This window comes from Desulfobacula sp. (assembly GCF_030145145.1).
In the GTDB taxonomy this organism is placed as follows: domain Bacteria; phylum Desulfobacterota; class Desulfobacteria; order Desulfobacterales; family Desulfobacteraceae; genus Desulfobacula.
The window spans coordinates 13,581-29,773 of sequence record NZ_JAQYWD010000054.1 but is presented as its reverse complement, the minus strand read 5'-3'; the positions used below and the strand labels follow the sequence as shown (position 1 = coordinate 29,773).

Below are 16,193 nucleotides of genomic sequence, written 5' to 3'. Positions count from 1 at the left end.
GGTGTCCGACCCAGGCATAACTTGTCTGATAGAGCCGTTCACTGATGCCCGATGCAAAGGCAAATGACCCCATCAGGATAAACATGGGAATCACCGACAAGGGATAAGAAGACAGTGTCTCGAAAACGTCCTGGGCGAGAATGGCCATGGCGGATTCAATGCCGCTCAAATACGCAAACCCCACAAACCCCACAAATGCCATGGTAAAGGCCACCGGCATTCTGATAAGAAAAAGGAATAACAATAATGCAATACCCACAATACCCACTGTTTCTGGACTCATTTTTTAATCACCTTTCGGATAGAATCAATGAACATGTAAATATAGACCAGGCAAGCTGGAATACAAGCAAAGGCGGCCCCGTACACAAACGGATAAAACGGAATCCGGGCGGTTGAGCTGACCTCTCCGTCGATCTTGAGTTCATACCCGAAAACAAAAAGCCGCCAGACGATGAGCATGAAAAGGAAAATTCCCAAAAAATTGACAATGCAGTCAACAAAAGCTGCGGCACGTTCCGGCAACAGCATGACAAAAAATTCGACCTGGACATGACGTCCGAGAATCAGTGCCGTGGAAACCGCAAAGCTCATGGCCAGCAACTGGGCGATGGCCATAACATCAAGGGCACCGAAGAGGGGCATTAAAAAAAGTTTGGCCCCGATCACATCCACTGTTGTGATGATCATCATCAAAAATAAGGCCGCGACGCCCACCCATTCAATGCTCAGGCTGATTTTTTTATTAAAATTTTCAAATTTTTCAAGAAATGTCATAACCCCCCACTCATTTTATTGATCCCCTTAAATTTAATACAGCACCCTGGTATAAATATTACTTATTACAGGATAGTATGTTAGCCTTATGGGCATGTCAAGATTTTTTTGTGGGAAAGATACCTGGTTTATTAAATTGTAGATGTGCTCATGTTTCGCTGTTATATTAATATAACATACTATATGTATTGATAATATTTTGATTTTAAAAATTTATTAATCCCTGCTTGATCCAAACTTTCTCAAGGGTGTAATGGGGTGAAGACCCAAAATAATCGGTTGCCAGAACGATTTGTTTACGGTATGTTTAAACTCAATGCAGCATCATTTATCAACACAGTAAAATAGAATTATAAGCCTTCTTAGGTGTTTTCGGAGGCATTTATATAGTATACTTTTATATAACTTATTATCTTTTAAAGAGAGAGCATACAATGCCGTCGGACAGTAAAGAAAAATTTTTGAATGGTTATGAAGATGATTTGGAAATTAATGAGAAAGTGATGGTAGCCATCGTGAAGGCGTCAGAAATTTTTAAGAAAGACAGCGATGCTATATTCAAGAATTATGGGTTAACTTTTTCACAGTATAATGCGCTAAGAGTGTTAAACAATTCCCAAGGTGGGCAAAATTCAGTCACGAACGCCAGCAAGATCATGATTGTATCCGGTCCGAATATGACAGGGATCGCAAAACGACTGGAAAAAAACGGTTTTATTATCCGGAAACGGGACCCTAACGACGAACGGATTACCTTACTTGAGATCACTCCCAAAGGAAAACAGGTTTTAAAAAATATCAAAGCCGTAAAAGATAAGAATATCATGAATTATCTGAAAAGTTTTTCTGAACAAGAAAAAAAGCGAGTCCTGGTAGACCTCAAACAGATTTTCAACAAAGGATAAGGACCCTTAATCATCTTAAATCCACCGGGTTTCTGAGGGTTCAACGGTCACCCGGATCATAAATTCGGGCAGTCTTACTTGATTTTTAAATTGATGTTATGTGCTTTTATCGTAGCATTAACCGCATCTGTAAGTTTGTTCATTGTCACATTGGATGTGAATTTTTCGCCGTCACTGGAGATTTCTATCCCATGAATATTTTTTTTTGTGAGCTTTAACAGGACGCCAAGTCCAAAAGTCCTTGTCACTTCAAAAGGCTTTTCTTCATTATTCATAATCAGTCCTTCCTCTTCATTAGGTTCTAATAAGAATTAATGTTATCAGCACAATTGGATTTTTCCATACCGGCGTTACTTTTAAAAAGCAATTTGTTATGAACAAAAGAATAAAACAATTTTTTTTGATTGTAAAGTTTAATTTGTTGCGGTCATGATGAATGGGGTGAAATGGGCAATGGCCAAGGATTTATGACGTCATAAGGTCATGAAAAATGGTTTCCTGCTCATCCAGGATGTCCTCAAGAATTTCAACACTGGTCATCGGGTTCATAATAACAGACCTTAACACAACGATGTTGTGATCGTCCGTCGGAGAGTATTTCAGACGGGTTCTGGATACAAAGCTTTTCCCCGCTTCCCTTTGAAGCCGCTGGATTTTAATATTGATATCATCCAGTATCGCATCCAGTCTTTGGCGTTCTTTTTGGTCAGTGGTTTTCAGTTTTTCCTGCATGTCCAAAGGCACCACCCGGTATGTCAGGATATTCAACTGGGGGGTTGTGATCAGTTGAAACAAACGTCGTTGTCGGATCATTTTTGAAAAATGCAGGGCGGTTTCAATGCCATGATCAATCATCAGGGCATATCCCTTGGAACCCATTATTTTAAGGGCACTGTCAAGGATCAGGGAATTGGCTTCTCTGGAGCCTTCAAGCGTTTTGATTCCCAGATCGACACTGCCGGGACGATTGACATAGCTTGAATGGTAGACAATATGGTCCATGGCTTTGGGGTCTTTAAAATACACCATGCCCGCGGTCATGGGCATGTAAAACTGTTTGTGGCAGTCAATGGTTACAGAATCGGCCCTTTCAATGCCCTTTAGAAGATGACGGTACTTTTCGGATAACAGTACAGGCCCGCCCCAGGCAGCATCCACATGAAAATGAATCCCCCGGGCTTCACAAATATCTGCCAGCTTTGGCAACGGATCAATGATGCCTGTTTCAGTGGCGCCGGCAATGCCGATAATGGCAATGATTTTTGTTCTGCCAGTGGCCTGAAGTTCCTGGATTTTGCTTTCAAGTTTGATAAGATCAATGCTTCTGTTGTCATCGACATCAATGGGGATGACATTTTGGTTTCCAAATCCCAGTATGCCGCCGGCCTTTCTCAGGGAGTAATGACCTCTCTTTGAAACAAGCACCACTGTTCTTTCTAAATCATGGGCTGTCATGGCTTCAAAAAACCCATTTTTTTCCAGGCTTTCAAAATTACCCTTGGGGGGAAAACTTTTGTTTCTGGCCACCCACAGTGCGGTGAGGTTTGCTGTTGTACCCCCCGTCGTGAAAACGCCCAGGGATGTTTCTGTGTTCTGGACATGTTCAAGATAGAACGGTTCATTAAAATCAAATATCATCCGGTGCATTTTGGCCAGGATTTGTTTTTCCAGTACAGACAACACTTTTGAGGTCTCAAGTTTGATCACATTCTGGTTTAAAGCCGCTGTGATGGCTTTTAGATGAACCATAAAAAAAGGAATGGCAGAGGTCATATGACCGACAAAATAAGGGGAGGCAACATTGACAGCCCGGGGGGCAATTTCATCAATGATATCCTTGATTACATCTGCCAGCTTTTTTTGGGGATCCTTGTTGATCTCCGTATCAGTGTACTCTTCAGCCAATTTGATCAGGCTGATTTCTTCGGTCACCCCAACATGCTGATTTAAAAAATCATGGAGACCGAAAAGAATTTGTTCCATATATTTGACAAGGGTTTCCCTGCTGCTCTCGTCTTCGGGCCGGATAAATACTCGGTGAAGGGTTTTCCAGTCTGCAACAAGAGAAGAGGGCGTGTCTTTTATTCTGGCCATGTTTTATTTTCCAAAAGCAACGGTTCTTTTTAAAGTTTTGTATCATGAACCCTTAGTGGGGAATAGTCAATATTAAATTCAGCCGGCGCTTTTCCCCATTTCCAGCCCCAGGGCCAATGCTTTTTTGTTCATTTCCATAAACTCTTCAGGAATGGTTCTTCCCAGGACCTTTATAATGGATTCCGGATTGATCAATTCTGAGATACCGATAAGGGTTCCCAGCATGCAGATATTAAAGACAATGGCGTTTCCGATATTTTTCATCACCGTATCAAACATGGGAAGGGCGATATGCCTGGCATCCACCTTTTTTTCGATGGTGACATATTTTGAATCCACCAGCAACAGACCGCCCGGCCGGATGATAGGGGCAAATGTATTATAGCTTTCCTGGGTCAGGCTGATGAGAATATTGGGTTGGGTCACTTTGGGAAAATATATTTGAGCATCATCAATGATGACATCACTCCTGGTGGAACCACCCCGTGCAGCCGCACCATAGCTTTGGGACTGGATGGCATGTTTGTTTTCAAAAATAGCGGCCGCCTTGGCAAGGATGATGGCAGCGGTTATGACACCCTGGCCTCCTGAGCCTGAAAAAACCAATCTTGACCGTTCCATTATGCTTTCCCTTTCATTGCGGTTTCAATAATTTTATCATAGGCCTCACAGTATTCCGGAACGGTTGTATCCTCAACGAAAATGCCTCTCTGGATCAAATGGGGATTGCTTTCCAATCGTTTGGACCCTATTTTCGCTGTATTGGTCTTATAGCCTTCCATCATCTGTATGGCATCCCCTTCTTTGTTTTTTCTGCCATAATAGGTCGGGCATTGGGTCAGGATTTCCACAACGGAAAATCCTTTATGGGAGATGGCTTGTTTGAGGAAGTCTTTACATTCATTGGCATGGTATACGGTGGATCTGGCAACAAAGGTGGCACCGGCACTTTTGGCCAGCTCAACCACATCAAAATTTCGGTCAATGGTGGAATAGGGTGCGGTTGTGGCTTTTTTGCCACTGCCGGACAAAGGAGAAAACTGCCCGCCGGTCATGCCGTAAATCCTGTTGTTCATGACAATGGCGGTGATGTCGATATTTCTTCTGGCAGCATGAATGAAATGGTTGCCGCCAATGGCCAGGGCGTCACCATCCCCCATGGGAACAATGGCCTTTAAGTTGGGTTTTGACAGTTTGACACCGGTGGCAAAGGTCAAGGCTCTTCCATGGATGGTATGGAGAGAGTGAAAGTCAACATATCCTGAAATCCTGGAAGAACACCCGATGCCCGAGGTGATGACGATTTCATTTTTATCCAGGCCCAGTTCGTGGACAGCCCTGAGCAAAGATCCCAAAACAATGCCATGGCCGCAGCCGGGACACCAGAGATGGGGAAAGAACCGGGGACGAATATAGTCTTTAAAATTAAATGCTGGTTTGGTCATGTTATACCCCTTTCCCCTGGATCATCCGTAAAAGGGTTTTAATATTACTGGGAGAGATTAATTCTCCATCAACCCTGTTTGCAAGAAACACCTTGTTGGGATGGTCAACTGCATTTTTTACCTGGGTAACCACCTGGCCCATGTTCATTTCAACCACGACAATGGCTTTGGCACCGGCACATTTTTCCCGGACCATATCTGCGGGGAAGGGCCAGAGGGTCTGCAGTTCGAGAACGCCTATTTTAAAGCCCCTTGCCCGTCTGTTCCTTGCCAGGTGAATGGCAGACCGGGCAGAGGATCCATAGGAGACCAGTATATATTCGGCATCCTCCAGCCAGTATTCTTTATACATGTTGATATTATTGACATTGGTTTCTATTTTCTCCATAAGGTGTCGCAACAATTCACTGACAACCTTTGGATTGTTGTTGGGAAATCCCCACATGTCATGGAAGAGGCCGGTAACATTGTATCGGTGCTCTCCGCCGAAATCAGACATGGGCAGCCTGCCATCTTCCCTTGGCAGGTAGGGATGATAATCCACCCCTTTCTGAACAGAGGTTCTGAGGCGCTCCACCACAGTAATTTCTCCCGGTTCAGGAATCACAAGCTTTTCCCGCATATGGCCGATCACTTCATCTAAAAGGATGATCACCGGGGTTCGATAGGTTTCCGCCATGTTAAAGGCTTCGACGGTTATGTTGAATACATCCTGGTGATTGGATGCGGTCAGTGCGATGATGGCGTGGTCGCCATGGGTCCCCCATTTGGCCTGATTGACGTCCCCCTGGCTGACATGGGTGGGATTGCCGGTGGACGGGCCACCCCGCTGTACATTGGCGATAACACACGGGATTTCCGCCATACAGGCATAGCCTAAGGCTTCCTGCTTGAGGGAAAATCCCGGTCCCGAGGTGGCCGTCATCACCTTTTTGCCGGTGAGGGAGGCCCCAATAATCGCCCCCATAGATGCAATTTCATCTTCCATCTGGATGAACTTACCCCCTTTTTGGGGAAGGCGGGAGGCCAGGTGTTCCATTATTTCAGTGGAGGGGGTGATGGGATATCCCGCGAAAAAATCTATCCCGGCATAGAGGGCCCCTTCCACGCAGGCTTCGTTTCCCTGGAGAAACCGGATATGTTCTTTATCTTTCATTTTCCCCTTCCTGATCTTCTATGATTTGTATGGCTAAATCGGGGCATCGAAGTTCGCAGAGCTTACAGGCAATGCAATCTTCAGGTCTTACGGCTTTTGCCTTTTCGTGTTCATCAAATTCAAGCACATTCTTGGGACAGAAGTGAATGCAGATGCCGCACCCTTTACACCATTCTTTGTCAATTAAATGTTTTATCGTTTTGCCTTTTCCCATAATCTCCTCATATTAGATCATACATGTCTGAAAATTCAGGCCTTTCCTTAAGTAATTTGGATTTGTATGTCAAGGATTACTGCTATTTAATGAAGCTTGTTCATTCTTTTTTATTTCATAAAAAAATGCAAGAGAAAAAAAAAGTTACAAGAAAAAACACGGGGTGGGGCCCTGGGGCGGTTGCCCGGGAAATCGGGTCATGATTGCACTCAAAAAAAATAAATGATATATGGATCTGATGGATCAAAAAATAAATGACCCCCTTGTCAGTGTTATCCTGCCGACATTCAACCGTGCATGGACATTGAAACATGCCCTGGACTCCGTCCTGGCCCAGGATTATTCCCCTATCGAGCTGATTGTGATTGATGATGGGTCAACCGATCATACCCAGGGATTACTTGACGCATATCAAGACGATATCATTGTTGTGACACAGGAAAATTCAGGGGTCAGTGCTGCAAGAAATGTCGGTATAAAAAAAAGTACTGGGGTATTTATCGCTCTGCTGGATTCTGATGACCTCTGGGAGAAACAAAAGATTTCCTGCCAGGTAGCGTTTTTCCAAGACCATCCCGAAGCCATGATTTGCCAGACCGAGGAGATATGGATCAGAAATGGGAAACGCGTCAATCCGAAAATAAAACATAAAAAACCATCCGGGATGATATTTGAGCCGTCTTTGAACCTGTGTCTGGTGAGTCCGTCTGCCGTTATGATGAGAAGACGATTGTTTGACATGAAAGGCTATTTTAATGAAGCGTTTCCGGTTTGTGAAGATTATGATCTATGGCTTCGAATCAGTTCAACCCTGCCGGTTTTTCTGATTGATAAACCCTATACCATTAAACGGGGGGGGCACACCGATCAATTGTCAAGGTTTCATTCCCAGGATAAATTCAGAATCCGTTCATTATTGACCCTTCTGGAATCAGACGGTCTGACCCAGGATCAGGCAGCAAAAGTGAAGATTGTTTTGAAAAAAAAATGCATCCTGTATGGAAATGGCTGTATAAAACGCGGCAGAACAGAAGAGGGGGCAGACTATTTAGATATAGCGCAATCGGTTTAGAGATCGGAAATGGTCATTTCATAATACGGGATACCGTCTTCTTGGGCGGCAATTTCCTGTATCTTACATCCACGCCGATCTTCTTTTATGATAATAGAAGCGTTGGGGCCACTGATCATTGAGTCCTGTTTGATGGTTTTTGCAACTGTGATCATTGACAGGGATTTGGCTGTTTTTGAAAACACCTTTAATGCGGTTTTTTCGATCCTAAGTGCGTTTTCTCTTTCTTCCAGCCGGGTGATGTGATCCCTGAGCCTCTGGAGGTCAGCGGCAATTTTATCCTGGGTTTCAAAAATGCGGTTCAGTTCCTGTTCTGCTGCTCTTGCGGTTTTGATGCGGTTTTTAATTTTAACGGATATCTCTTGATATCTTAGGAGACCCTTTGATGTCTCCTGTTCCGGCAGAGACTTTTTTAACGCGGTTATTTCAACCTTTGTCTGGTTCTGGATCCGGGCGTTTTCATTGATCTGCCGGTAGATGGCATGGTCCTGATCTTCCAGGGCCTTGATGTTGCTGAGGAATTCATTGAATTTGGTGACAGATGCTTCCAGGGCTTGATCGATTTGTTTGATGCGTGTTTCAACATGATCTTCGCCCCCCGCTTTGAGTTTAACGGGTGTGGAATAGGATGTGCCGATCTTACCGGCCTCAATCCCCTGTTTGGCTTTGATTTGAGAAGAGATGATGTGGCCGGTGGTGTTCTGGCAGATCCCGCTCAAGAGAATGTCCGAATCAATGATTTCCTTTGATATGGTCAGATTTCCCAGTCCCATGACCCTTGAATGATTGATAAACTTCGCATAAATATTTCCATGGGTGGAAATGTTTGAGGCGGTAATGCCGGCAGAAACATTCAAATCCCCTGACAGATAAATGATTCCCCCTTCTATTGCCTGGGCGGTCAGGTTTATGGCCCTGACAGTAAACCCGGCCTTGATAATGCCCTTGACAACAACATTCCCGTTAAAGTCTATATTCCCTGTTGTAAAGTCCACATCCCCGGGAATCAATAATTCCGGGTTGACGGAAAACGTGCCCAGGGTATCCCAGTGGGGCTGGCCGTCAGTGGTGGCATGAAGGTGAAACCCGTCTTCTGACAATTGTGTTCCAGGGCCGGCCATGAAAACGGGGTCGATCACTTGTTCAACCGGTATGGGGGTATTGAACACACTGATTCCGGGGGTGCCGTCTTGGGAGGCTGTTTTTTGGGCCAGAAGGTCTCCTTTTTTGACATAGGGGGTGTCTCCCCTTTTCGTGAAATCAATACTGCCATCTGCATTGATTTCCCCGGGGTGGGTAACCTGTGTTTCAAAGTAAACGGTTATTTCCCCATCTCGTCCGGGAATCGCTTCTTCTCCCGTGGCGATAAGGAGTTTTTCATCAAAGGATTGGGAGATCCAGGTTTCAATGGCCTCATCATCAAGTCTGCCATAGGAAATCTTTTTTTCTCTGAGCAGGTCAAGCAGGTCCGAAAGTGTGAACTGGGGTCGATTTTTTTCAAACGCCGTTGTTTTTTTGAGATAGGCCCTTGTCTCGTTTATAGAAAGGGAAAGGTCAAAACAGGTATCAGCCAGATTGTCTGTCTGATCTGTGACCGGTTCATCGGCGTCAGGGGGAGGGCTTATGCTTTTGCCTGCTGCCGTCATTGACCGGACAAAAGCGGCTGTTATGATTTTCTCGATGAGTTCCGGCGATGCAGGCCTGTCTTTATGAAGAAGTGGGTCTGAATCCTTTTGATCATGAGAGAGCATTTTTTTCAGATCAAGACGAGCCGGCACTGCATGGTGCCGGGTTGTCACCTGATCAAACTGGGTTTTTAAGGTGTTGCAAAGGGTTATAAACGCCTGGCGATACGCATCCGGTGACGGGGGGATTTTTTTATGTTCCATTAGACTTGAAAGGCAGATATTTGAGAGGTCGGCGTTCTGATGTTCCTGTTTTCTTTTTAATGCTGTTAATCTGATGGTTTCTGCTTTTTTTTCGTCAATAAGATGGTTATACCGCTCATTTTTTTTTTTTAGTTTTTGGGCAATTTCAACCATTTGCCTGGTCTGATGAGTGGTTACCCGTTTTAGCTGTTGCCGTTTTAACGCCTGGCGGAATTGCCTGAAACACTGTTTGGCCTGATCAATCAGATCTTGATCTTGAAAGGGAGAGATGATGCAGGCATGAATTTCAGCCTTGTTAATGGCACTGATCAAGATGTCGGGTTTGTCGCCTGGTATCAGCAGCATCCGCTGGGTTAGCGGGGAAATGGCCTTTACCTGTTGTAAAATATCATCACCATCCATTTTCGGCAGTTTAAAATTGCTGATAAACAAAGCAATGGATGTGTTTCGTTTAGATCGGGTAAGCGTGTTCAGCGCATCTTTGGAAACCTGTTCGCACACAACGGTCCATCCTGCGGAGGAGAGAACGGATTCAACATGTTTCCGGACGGTGTCATTGCTTTCAAGAAGAATGACGGTGGGGGGGGGTGTCATTGTGTTTCACCGGTGACGTCGGGCATCTCAAAGCCGCTTTGGCGGGCCAGGTCTTTAAATTGGCCGTAAAGCCCGTTAATGGTATCCGAGAAAAGAAGCGTGACTTTTTTTGAATCTATCCCTTGAGGCGCTTTTACCCAGTTTTCGATTTCAGATAAAAGGGGATCAGGATTAAGTGGTGTTTGACAGGCAGGATCTTTGATTTGTTTTTTTAATAATTTAATGCCGTGGTCAAGCTCATGGATCTCTTTGCCATGACTCGTTGTTGTCTCCATCAACTCACAATTGAGTTCATATAATCGCGCGTTCTGTTTTTTTGCAAGCGTTAAAAGCGTTTCATTATCCAAAAAAAAATCATGTTGTTGAATGCCTGACTGGATAGCATTGGCAAGATCCTTCTGTTCCCAGGGTTTGACAATATATCGTTGAAGCACCCCGGAATTAACGGCCTTTATGATGATGTCCATCTCAGGGGAGCCTGCCATCAAGAATCGGATACTGTCCGGGGTGAGCGCTTTTGCCTGCTCCAGTAACCGGGTGCCTTTCATGTCTTTCAGGTGTTGATCTGCGAGAATTAAAGCAAAGGGATCTTTGGTTTTTTTTATTTGTTCCAGCGCAGATTCGCCGCTGTCGGTAAAAACATATCCGATTTTTTTGGGGGGGAGAATTTGATCAATGGCTTTGCCGACCTGTTCATCAGGGTCAACAACCAGTACCTTATGTTGAGGCTCAACATCCATTTTAAGCAATTAACCGCCGGCAAGAAACGTGATAATCTGGATGTCATCCCCATCTTTCACCTGTTTTTTCAGTTCTCCGGGATAGGCACTCTCTTTGTTCAGGTAGATTTCTATATAATGAAGTAATTCGCCCTTTTTATTAAATAGTTCTTTTTTCATGTTTGGAAATAATGCCACAAACGCATTTAATGCTTGACCAATCGTGCGGCCTTCTACCTCCACCGTTTTTTGGCCATTGGTGTGCTGGCGATGCGTAACATGCAGGTGAATCTTAACGCTCATCTTTATTTATCCTCACTCAAAACAGTCTGCTGTAAAAACCCATTTTCCATATCCTGTTAATAATAGAGTATTCCCGTCTTGAATACAATGGCTTTTTGGCTTCACACCAGCGATATAGTATTGAAATCTTGACAATAGTGCCGCCTTGGATTAATATCGATGTAACATTTAGTGATATTAAGGTGTTAAGACTTTTTTGAAATGGGCTGGATGGGGGTTTGATATCTATTGTAATTCTTCATATCCCGACAAAATATAAAAAAAAACGATTAATTGTTGACAGATTCACTTGAATTGTAGTTCACTATAAATTTTGGTTCATTGAAGTCAGGCATCAAATATGCATAACAGTTAATAAAAAAATACAAGTAACGGATAAATAATCAACGAAAGGTTCGTACTATGGGAGTCACAGCTGATAAAATTCAGATGCTCAAACAAAAAGAGCAGGAAATCAGGGGAATGGGTGGAGAAAAAGCGCTTGAAAAAAGACGCGAAAAAGGAAAACTGAATGCCAGGGAACGTCTTGATATCCTGTTTGATAAGGGAACGTTCAGAGAACTGGATATGTTTGTCACCCATAGATGTGCCAATTTTGGAATGGAAAATGTGGATATCCCGGCTGACGGTGTCATCACCGGTCATGGCAAGGTGGATGGAAGAATCGTATTTGCATATGCCCAGGATTTTACTGCAAGGGCGGGGTCTTTGGGAGAAATGCAGGCAAAAAAAATCTGTAAAGTCATGGATATGGCATTGAAGTCCGGCACGCCTATCATTGGTATGAATGACTCCGGTGGGGCAAGAATTCAGGAAGGAATTGATGCCCTGTCAGGATATGGTGAAATTTTCTTTCGGAATTCAGCGGCTTCCGGTGTTATTCCCCAGATTTCAGCCATCATGGGGCCTACAGCTGGTGGTGCCGTATATTCCCCTGCCATGACGGATTTTGTTTTCATGGTCAAAGAATCCAGCTATATGTTTATCACCGGGCCCAATGTTATCAAGGCGGTTACCGGCGAAGAGATTTCCTTTGAAGAATTGGGCGGTGCCATGACCCATAACGAGAAATCCGGTGTGGCACAATTCGCCTGTGAGTCTGATGAAGATGCCATTCTGCAGATTCGACAACTCTTGTCTTATCTGCCGTCCAATAACATGGAAGATCCCCCCTATGCAGCACCCACAGATGATCCCAACCGTGTGGATGCTTCCCTGGACACCCTGATACCGGACAGCCCCAACAGGGTATATGATATCAAGGCTGTGATCACCTCCATTGTGGATGATGGAGAATTTTTTGAACCCCATCTGTATTATGCCAAGAATATGGTGATCTGTTTTGCACGGTTGAATGGACGTCCCATTGGCATTATTGCCAACCAGCCCCTGCACATGGCCGGATGCCTGGATATAGATGCCTCGGATAAGGCCACCCGATTTATCCGGTTTTGTGATGCCTTTAATATTCCCATGCTGACCATTGCCGATGTCCCGGGTTATCTGCCGGGAAGTGACCAGGAGTGGGGGGGGATTATCCGGCATGGTGCCAAACTTTTATGGTGTTATTCTGAAGCCACTGTACCCAAACTTCTGTTGATTACACGAAAAGATTATGGTGGATCTTATCTGGCCATGTGTTCAAAACACCTGGGCGCGGATATGGCGTTTGCATGGCCCACAGCAGAGATTGCCGTCATGGGTGCTGAAGGGGCTGCCAATATTATTCATGCAAGGGAAATCAATGGGGCAAAGGATCCTGTGGCAAAACGAGCGGAAAAAATAGACGCGTATAATGAAAAATTTTCCAATCCGTATTGTGCTGCTGCCAGAGGATATGTGGATGCAGTGATCCAACCGTCGGAAACAAGACCGCGCCTGATTGATGCCCTTGAGGCCATGGCGACCAAAAGAGAGTTAAGGCCGGCTAAAAAACATGGAAACATACCTGTCTAGGAAAGGGATGAAAATGGATAAAACAAAACTTGCAGCAGCCATTGCTGCTGTTTTTGCCTATATTAAGACATCTGAAGAAGCCGCTGGGCATAGCGTTCCTGAAGGGGGCGAACCGGTTTCAGCACAAGCTGTTCAGCCGCAACCGGTCCTGCAGCCAGGCAATAGTTGGGGAATTTCAGGCCGTCAGACCCATATGCAGGCCAATGCAATGATACAATTACGAATGTTTAAATAAATAATTTTACATAAAAAATAATATATTTTGGAGAAAATGAATGAGTGAGACCAATGAAGTTACACAGGTTGAGATGAAGTATGGTAAAGACAGGCCCGCAGCTAAGCATCCGCTTTTAATTGAGGATTTATCCCTGCGGGATGGTCATCAGTCTCTTTTTGCCACCAGGGGAAGAACGGAAGATATGATCCCGGTGGCTGAAAAAATGGATGAGATTGGTTTCTGGGCTGTGGAAGTATGGGGCGGGGCAACCTTTGATACCATGCATCGTTTTTTGGGGGAAGATCCCTGGGAAAGGCTCCGGACCCTGAAACGATATTTTAAAAAAACACCGTTTTCAATGCTTCTGCGGGGGCAGAATCTTGTGGGGTACAGAAACTATGCAGATGATGTGGCAAAGCTTTTTGTAAAAAAGACAGCGGATAATGGGATGGAAATTTTCAGAACCTTTGACGCGTTGAACGATTATCGTAACTTTGAAACCGTTGTCCCTGTGATCAAGGAATGCGGTGCCCATTTCCAGGGCTGCATTTGCTATACATTGACGGAACCCAGACTTGGCGGAGAGGTATATAACCTTGAGTATTATATCCGAAAAGCCAAAGAACTTGAAGATATGGGGGCGGACAGTATCTGTATCAAGGATATGGCCGGGCTCATGGCTCCCTATGATGCCTATAAGCTGGTCAAAGCGTTAAAAGAAAATGTGAAACCGCTGATTCATCTTCACAGTCATTTTACCTCGGGCATGTCACCCATGACCCATTTTAAAGCCATTGAGGCCGGTGTTGATATTATCGATACCTGCCTGACCCCCTATGCGTACAGAACCTCCCACGCAGCTTTGGAACCGTTTGTCATGTCGCTCTTAGGTACCAACCGGGATACCGGGTTCGACATCACGGCCCTGGCCGATATCAATGAAATCCTGGAGAAAGAAGTATTGCCCAAATACAAACATTTGTTGGATGATTCAAAGGTTTCGGTTATTGATATCAATGTGCTGCTTCACCAGACACCCGGTGGCATGTTGTCAAACCTGGTGAACCAGCTAAAAGAGATGGATGCCCTGGATAAGATAGATGAAGTCTACAGGCAGCTTCCCCGGGTCAGAAAAGAACTGGGCCAGGTTCCCCTGGTAACACCCACCAGCCAGATCGTCGGTATCCAGACCGTTAATAATGTATTGTTTGATACGCCGGAAGAGCGGTATAAAATGGTGACGGCCCAGGTAAAAGATCTTTGTTATGGCCTTTATGGAAAAACATCGGTTCCCATTGATCCTGAAGTGCAGAAAAAAGCACTCAAAGGCTATGAAAGAGGGGAAGCGCCCATCACCTGCAGACCTGCCCAGGTGCTTGAGCCTGAACTCGAACGCGCAAAATCAGAGATTGGCAGCCTTGCCATGGATGATGAGGATCTGATTACATATGCACTTTTCCCTGTTACCGGCAAGAAATTTCTTCGGCAGAAATATGGCAAGGAGAAAGTGCCGGATAGTGTGAAACCCATTACCCTGGAAGATGTGGCACGGCAGAATCAAATGATTGAACGCGTCAAGAAGGGTGAACTGGTTGAACGCGTCAAAATGGAAAGTGCTCCGGAAAAGAGTGAATATGTCCGTACCTTTAATGTTTTTGTAGAGGGTGAATATTTTGAAGTGGGGGTGGATGAAGTGGGTGGTGCGCCTGTCATTACCTATGCGGCCCCGGCTCCGGCAGCACCTGCTGCAGCACCTGCGCCAGCACCTGCTGCTACACCTGCACCGGCAGCGCCGGCACCGAAACCTGCACCGGCAGCGCCGGCACCGAAACCTGCACCGGCAGTCAAAGAAGCGCCGGCACCTGCGGCATCGGCTGGAACACCGGTCAAAGCACCCATGCCGGGGATGGTGATCAAATATGAAAAAAAGGTGGGGGATATGGTGAATGAAGGGGAAACGGTTGTGGTTATTGAAGCCATGAAAATGGAAAATGCCCTGCCGGCACCTGTCAGCGGGGTGATTAAAGCGGTGACCTATAGCAGTGGTGATTCCGTTGCCAAGGGCGATGTGCTGGCCATCATCGAATAAACCGGTTTGACAAAACAGGGGCTGTGCTTAATTTGGTAGTCTGAACACGACAGACTACCAAAGGAGATTTTTATAATGACGTTTGAAACAAAAGATGAACTTCTTGAAAAATATTTAAAAATGGACAAGCCGCACTGTCCGCACTGCGATTGTCCCATGACCTTATGGGAAGTTCCCCCTATAAATTTCAGTGATGGATTGGGGTGGGGAACCCCTTACTTGTTTGTTTGTTTCAATGATGACTGTTCAAGCTATAAACAAGGCTGGGATAACTTGAGTGAAAACATGGAAGCCCAGGCATCTTATCGGTGCTATGTTGAACCGGGACAGAAAAATTTTGAATATATGCCGGTATTCAGCCCCATGGGCGCCCAGGGGGGGAAACTGGACGATGAAGTGTTGATCCGGGAAGAAGCAAGAAAAGAATTGTTGAAACAAACCTTTTCAGTAATGACTGATTATTATATATCCAAGGACTGGGATGAGATTTTAAAAATTTGTCTTGATCCCAAGATTCCTGCCAAGGCACGGTTAAAGGCTGCAGAAATGGTCGGGGAATTGGGGGGTGTGGAGGCAACGGAACATTTAATCAATCATAAGTTTCCAACGCCGGTCCTTCAGCAAGGCGTGCAAAACGCTATTCAACAGCTCCATGAAAGACACTATACCCGGGAATGTCCTTATTGTGCAGAGATCATTAAGAAACGGGCCACCGTGTGTAAGCATTGTAACAAAGACGTTCCCAAGGCCTAGTGGCCTTAGG

General features: G+C 45.1%; 17 protein-coding genes. 6 read left to right on the top strand and 11 right to left on the bottom strand.

The window, feature by feature from the left end:
• Both Q1Q15_RS23165 and Q1Q15_RS23160 read right to left on the bottom strand, forming a co-directional pair.
• Positions 1 to 283, bottom strand: a 283-nt coding sequence (locus Q1Q15_RS23165; RefSeq protein ID WP_300465024.1) for a TRAP transporter large permease subunit, incomplete at its 3' end; no start/stop codon positions are given.
• Positions 280 to 777, bottom strand: coding sequence for a TRAP transporter small permease (locus Q1Q15_RS23160; RefSeq protein WP_300465023.1), 498 nt, complete (start codon positions 775 to 777; stop codon positions 280 to 282). The genes Q1Q15_RS23160 and Q1Q15_RS23165, both read right to left, overlap by 4 nt.
• Positions 778 to 1,211: 434 nt before the next feature.
• Here Q1Q15_RS23160 and Q1Q15_RS23155 point away from each other — a divergent pair, with 434 nt between their 5' ends.
• Positions 1,212 to 1,682 carry a MarR family transcriptional regulator gene (locus tag Q1Q15_RS23155; RefSeq protein WP_300465022.1) on the top strand — a complete coding sequence of 157 codons (471 nt, stop codon included), beginning with the start codon at positions 1,212 to 1,214 and terminating at the stop codon, positions 1,680 to 1,682.
• 74 nt (positions 1,683 to 1,756) lie between these two features.
• Here Q1Q15_RS23155 and Q1Q15_RS23150 read toward each other — a convergent pair whose 3' ends face one another.
• The 6 genes from Q1Q15_RS23150 to Q1Q15_RS23125 all read right to left on the bottom strand — a co-directional run bounded on the left by Q1Q15_RS23150 (position 1,757) and on the right by Q1Q15_RS23125 (position 6,591).
• On the bottom strand, positions 1,757 to 1,957 hold the full coding sequence (locus Q1Q15_RS23150; RefSeq protein WP_300465021.1) for a hypothetical protein: 201 nt from the start codon (positions 1,955 to 1,957) through the stop codon (positions 1,757 to 1,759).
• A 190-nt stretch (positions 1,958 to 2,147) separates the two neighbouring features.
• On the bottom strand, positions 2,148 to 3,776 hold the full coding sequence (panP, locus tag Q1Q15_RS23145; RefSeq protein ID WP_300465020.1) for a pyridoxal-dependent aspartate 1-decarboxylase PanP: 1,629 nt from the start codon (positions 3,774 to 3,776) through the stop codon (positions 2,148 to 2,150).
• Between the two features lie 78 nt (positions 3,777 to 3,854).
• Positions 3,855 to 4,397: a 2-oxoacid:acceptor oxidoreductase family protein gene (locus tag Q1Q15_RS23140; RefSeq protein ID WP_300465019.1), complete on the bottom strand. Its 543-nt coding sequence runs from the start codon at positions 4,395 to 4,397 to the stop codon at positions 3,855 to 3,857.
• Positions 4,397 to 5,221 (bottom strand): 2-oxoacid:ferredoxin oxidoreductase subunit beta, encoded by an 825-nt coding sequence (locus Q1Q15_RS23135; RefSeq protein ID WP_300465018.1) that lies wholly within the window; start codon positions 5,219 to 5,221, stop codon positions 4,397 to 4,399. The genes Q1Q15_RS23140 and Q1Q15_RS23135 overlap by 1 nt, the downstream gene beginning before the upstream one ends.
• A 1-nt stretch (position 5,222) precedes the next feature.
• Positions 5,223 to 6,377, bottom strand: coding sequence for a 2-oxoacid:acceptor oxidoreductase subunit alpha (locus tag Q1Q15_RS23130; protein WP_300465017.1), 1,155 nt, complete (start codon positions 6,375 to 6,377; stop codon positions 5,223 to 5,225).
• Positions 6,367 to 6,591 (bottom strand): 4Fe-4S binding protein, encoded by a 225-nt coding sequence (locus Q1Q15_RS23125; protein WP_300465016.1) that lies wholly within the window; start codon positions 6,589 to 6,591, stop codon positions 6,367 to 6,369. The genes Q1Q15_RS23130 and Q1Q15_RS23125 overlap by 11 nt, the downstream gene beginning before the upstream one ends.
• A 238-nt stretch (positions 6,592 to 6,829) precedes the next feature.
• Between Q1Q15_RS23125 and Q1Q15_RS23120 the strand changes: the two genes are divergently transcribed.
• Positions 6,830 to 7,663 carry a glycosyltransferase gene (locus Q1Q15_RS23120; RefSeq protein WP_300465015.1) on the top strand — a complete coding sequence of 278 codons (834 nt, stop codon included), beginning with the start codon at positions 6,830 to 6,832 and terminating at the stop codon, positions 7,661 to 7,663.
• Here Q1Q15_RS23120 and Q1Q15_RS23115 read toward each other — a convergent pair.
• The 3 genes from Q1Q15_RS23115 to Q1Q15_RS23105 are packed head-to-tail and all read right to left on the bottom strand — an operon-like array spanning position 7,660 to position 11,168.
• Positions 7,660 to 10,146 carry a flagellar assembly protein A gene (locus Q1Q15_RS23115; RefSeq protein ID WP_300465014.1) on the bottom strand — a complete coding sequence of 829 codons (2,487 nt, stop codon included), beginning with the start codon at positions 10,144 to 10,146 and terminating at the stop codon, positions 7,660 to 7,662. The two genes, Q1Q15_RS23120 and Q1Q15_RS23115, sit on opposite strands and share 4 nt — an antisense overlap.
• Positions 10,143 to 10,886 carry a response regulator gene (locus Q1Q15_RS23110; RefSeq protein WP_300465025.1) on the bottom strand — a complete coding sequence of 248 codons (744 nt, stop codon included), beginning with the start codon at positions 10,884 to 10,886 and terminating at the stop codon, positions 10,143 to 10,145. The genes Q1Q15_RS23115 and Q1Q15_RS23110 overlap by 4 nt, the downstream gene beginning before the upstream one ends.
• A 9-nt stretch (positions 10,887 to 10,895) precedes the next feature.
• Positions 10,896 to 11,168, bottom strand: coding sequence for a MoaD/ThiS family protein (locus Q1Q15_RS23105; RefSeq protein ID WP_300465013.1), 273 nt, complete (start codon positions 11,166 to 11,168; stop codon positions 10,896 to 10,898).
• A gap of 402 nt (positions 11,169 to 11,570) precedes the next feature.
• On the opposite strand from Q1Q15_RS23105, the gene Q1Q15_RS23100 reads away from it, so the two are divergent.
• The 4 genes from Q1Q15_RS23100 (at position 11,571) to Q1Q15_RS23085 (ending at position 16,183) form a co-directional block, all read left to right on the top strand.
• Complete coding sequence (locus Q1Q15_RS23100) at positions 11,571 to 13,124, top strand: carboxyl transferase domain-containing protein (RefSeq protein ID WP_300465012.1); 1,554 nt, start codon at positions 11,571 to 11,573, stop codon at positions 13,122 to 13,124.
• Positions 13,125 to 13,137: 13 nt separating this feature from the next.
• The gene (locus tag Q1Q15_RS23095; protein ID WP_300465011.1) at positions 13,138 to 13,359 is read left to right on the top strand and encodes a hypothetical protein; all 222 of its coding nucleotides are present in this window, start codon (positions 13,138 to 13,140) and stop codon (positions 13,357 to 13,359) included.
• 40 nt (positions 13,360 to 13,399) lie between these two features.
• Positions 13,400 to 15,430, top strand: a complete 2,031-nt coding sequence (locus Q1Q15_RS23090; RefSeq protein WP_300465010.1) for a pyruvate carboxylase subunit B — start codon at positions 13,400 to 13,402, stop codon at positions 15,428 to 15,430.
• A 75-nt stretch (positions 15,431 to 15,505) separates the two neighbouring features.
• On the top strand, positions 15,506 to 16,183 hold the full coding sequence (locus tag Q1Q15_RS23085; RefSeq protein ID WP_300465009.1) for a zinc ribbon domain-containing protein: 678 nt from the start codon (positions 15,506 to 15,508) through the stop codon (positions 16,181 to 16,183).
• Positions 16,184 to 16,193: the final 10 nt, after the last annotated feature.

Bases quoted from the DNA above. Each gene is read 5' to 3' on its own strand.
- Q1Q15_RS23160 (WP_300465023.1), bottom strand. From the start codon at position 777: ATGACATTTCTTGAAAAATTTGAAAATTTTAATAAAAAAATCAGCCTG.
- Q1Q15_RS23155 (WP_300465022.1), top strand. From the start codon at position 1,212: ATGCCGTCGGACAGTAAAGAAAAATTTTTGAATGGTTATGAAGATGAT.
- Q1Q15_RS23150 (WP_300465021.1), bottom strand. From the start codon at position 1,957: ATGAATAATGAAGAAAAGCCTTTTGAAGTGACAAGGACTTTTGGACTT.
- panP (WP_300465020.1), bottom strand. From the start codon at position 3,776: ATGGCCAGAATAAAAGACACGCCCTCTTCTCTTGTTGCAGACTGGAAA.
- Q1Q15_RS23140 (WP_300465019.1), bottom strand. From the start codon at position 4,397: ATGGAACGGTCAAGATTGGTTTTTTCAGGCTCAGGAGGCCAGGGTGTC.
- Q1Q15_RS23135 (WP_300465018.1), bottom strand. From the start codon at position 5,221: ATGACCAAACCAGCATTTAATTTTAAAGACTATATTCGTCCCCGGTTC.
- Q1Q15_RS23130 (WP_300465017.1), bottom strand. From the start codon at position 6,377: ATGAAAGATAAAGAACATATCCGGTTTCTCCAGGGAAACGAAGCCTGC.
- Q1Q15_RS23125 (WP_300465016.1), bottom strand. From the start codon at position 6,591: ATGGGAAAAGGCAAAACGATAAAACATTTAATTGACAAAGAATGGTGT.
- Q1Q15_RS23120 (WP_300465015.1), top strand. From the start codon at position 6,830: ATGGATCAAAAAATAAATGACCCCCTTGTCAGTGTTATCCTGCCGACA.
- Q1Q15_RS23115 (WP_300465014.1), bottom strand. From the start codon at position 10,146: ATGACACCCCCCCCCACCGTCATTCTTCTTGAAAGCAATGACACCGTC.
- Q1Q15_RS23110 (WP_300465025.1), bottom strand. From the start codon at position 10,886: ATGGATGTTGAGCCTCAACATAAGGTACTGGTTGTTGACCCTGATGAA.
- Q1Q15_RS23105 (WP_300465013.1), bottom strand. From the start codon at position 11,168: ATGAGCGTTAAGATTCACCTGCATGTTACGCATCGCCAGCACACCAAT.
- Q1Q15_RS23100 (WP_300465012.1), top strand. From the start codon at position 11,571: ATGGGAGTCACAGCTGATAAAATTCAGATGCTCAAACAAAAAGAGCAG.
- Q1Q15_RS23095 (WP_300465011.1), top strand. From the start codon at position 13,138: ATGGATAAAACAAAACTTGCAGCAGCCATTGCTGCTGTTTTTGCCTAT.
- Q1Q15_RS23090 (WP_300465010.1), top strand. From the start codon at position 13,400: ATGAGTGAGACCAATGAAGTTACACAGGTTGAGATGAAGTATGGTAAA.
- Q1Q15_RS23085 (WP_300465009.1), top strand. From the start codon at position 15,506: ATGACGTTTGAAACAAAAGATGAACTTCTTGAAAAATATTTAAAAATG.